This window comes from Shigella sp. FC1567 (assembly GCF_001743015.1).
GTDB lineage: Bacteria > Pseudomonadota > Gammaproteobacteria > Enterobacterales > Enterobacteriaceae > Escherichia > Escherichia coli.
Genome location: NZ_MIIV01000257.1, coordinates 1 through 1,600, shown reverse-complemented (window position 1 = coordinate 1,600; position 1,600 = coordinate 1). Strand labels below are relative to the sequence as shown.

Here is a 1,600-nt window from a genome sequence, read left to right as displayed (position 1 = left end):
ATTTTCACGTTCCAGCTCTTTCAGACGCTGACGTTCAGCGGTGGTGAGCCCGCCATCACCGCCTCCGGTATCCCGCTCATGCTGGCGTACCCAGACACGCAGAGTCTCCGGTGTACAGCCAATCTTTGGGGCAATGGAACAAATTGCCGCCCACTGTGAGTCATATTCGCCCTGACTTTCCAGAACCATACGAATCGCCCTCTGACGGACTTCGGGGGAAAAACGAGTATTTTTAGTCATCCTGTTTACCTCTTTCTCAGGGAGTTTAGTCTCCAGGATTCCCGGGGCGGTTCATACGGCAGGATTAACTATTATTTACATGCATTAACACTATCAGCAAAAATTTTTGGCGTTAATGCTGGTACACGTTCATAAAGAGTAAAACTACTGCCATTTCCTGCTTTTTTGATATCAAGCACAACATCATATCCCCCCATAGCCTGTGGAACTAAAAGGCTTACCCCATTCTCAATAGGAAGGGATGTTATAGGTGTTCCATTACCAGCCCATTGTCTGGATATGCAGCCTGACAATTCATCAATATTTTTTAATGAATTACCTTCCATTACAGGTTTTCCGGATTTTACGTAATCCAAAGATTTACATCCTGTTAAGGCAATAATCGTGCAGAATAAAATCGTTTTGTTCATATAGCTAACCAATAGAATAATTATCAGTGTTCGATATAAATATTAAATCAGTTAGAACATGAGTAAATAATATTACCGCCCAATTACCACAACCTGACCACCATCCCCTTCATCTGCCGTGCTGATCTCCTGAGATGCCACACGTGACCCCACGCGCATTTCACCGTACAGAACAGGCAGGACATTGCCCTGGGCAACCATGTTATCCAGTGAGGAGAAATAGGTGTTCTGTTTGCCGTTATCCGTTGTCTGTGTACGTGGAGTTTTGGGTTTAGGGGCCAGCATCTGTGCGACACCACCAAGCGTCATCGCTGCCCCCATAGAAAAGAGAATGTTACTGAAAGCGATACTGATTCCTGGCATCCAGATTGCCGTAGCAATCAGCGCCGCACCCAGCACTGCCTGAAAAACACCACCACTTTTGGCACCCGCCAGACGCGGTACGATGTGGATCACGGCACCATTTGCCAGCGGCTCATTAAGACGGGCAGATAATTCATTTTCGCCTGCATCACGCCCGGCAATGCGCACCTGATACCAGCCCTCATTCAGTTTCTGGCGAAACGCCGGGAGCTGTGTGGCCAGCGCCCGGATGGCTTCGGCCCCCGTTTTCACACGAAGGTCGATGCGGCGACCAAATCGTTGTAAATCCCCGTAAAGGCAGATGCGTGCCATGCCTGGTGACGCCAGAGGGAGTGTGTGCGTCGCTGCCATTTGTCGGTGTACCTCTCTCGTTTGCTCAGTTGTTCAGGAATATGGTGCAGCAGCTCGCCGTCACCACAGTAAATGGCGGCATGATTCGGCACCGATGAACCAAAACAGCACAGCAGCACATCGCCCGGCTGCGCCGCTGACAACGGCACCTGATACAGCCCTGTGGCCTCCAGATTATCCAGATAGAGATTCTGACCGTGACGCCACCAGTCATCCCCGCGATGAAAATCCGGCAT

Annotated in this window: 4 protein-coding genes; all 4 read right to left on the bottom strand. The window is 49.8% G+C overall.

Annotation, left to right across the window (positions count from 1 at the left end):
• Positions 1-240, bottom strand: a 240-nt coding sequence (locus BHE85_RS15080) for a transposase (protein ID WP_032254633.1), incomplete at its 3' end; no start/stop codon positions are given.
• Between the two features lie 71 nt (positions 241-311).
• Positions 312-650, bottom strand: coding sequence for a hypothetical protein (locus BHE85_RS26570; protein ID WP_001332187.1), 339 nt, complete (start codon positions 648-650; stop codon positions 312-314).
• A 72-nt stretch (positions 651-722) separates the two neighbouring features.
• Positions 723-1,325: a tail assembly protein gene (locus BHE85_RS15070; RefSeq protein WP_000090863.1), complete on the bottom strand. Its 603-nt coding sequence runs from the start codon at positions 1,323-1,325 to the stop codon at positions 723-725.
• Positions 1,262-1,600, bottom strand: a 339-nt coding sequence (locus BHE85_RS15065; RefSeq protein WP_073692194.1) for an NlpC/P60 family protein, incomplete at its 5' end; no start/stop codon positions are given. The genes BHE85_RS15065 and BHE85_RS15070, both read right to left, overlap by 64 nt.

What these genes read in the sequence shown, in the direction of transcription:
- BHE85_RS26570 (WP_001332187.1), bottom strand. Translation starts at nt 650, where the DNA reads ATGAACAAAACGATTTTATTCTGCACGATTATTGCCTTAACAGGATGT.
- BHE85_RS15070 (WP_000090863.1), bottom strand. Translation starts at nt 1,325, where the DNA reads ATGGCACGCATCTGCCTTTACGGGGATTTACAACGATTTGGTCGCCGC.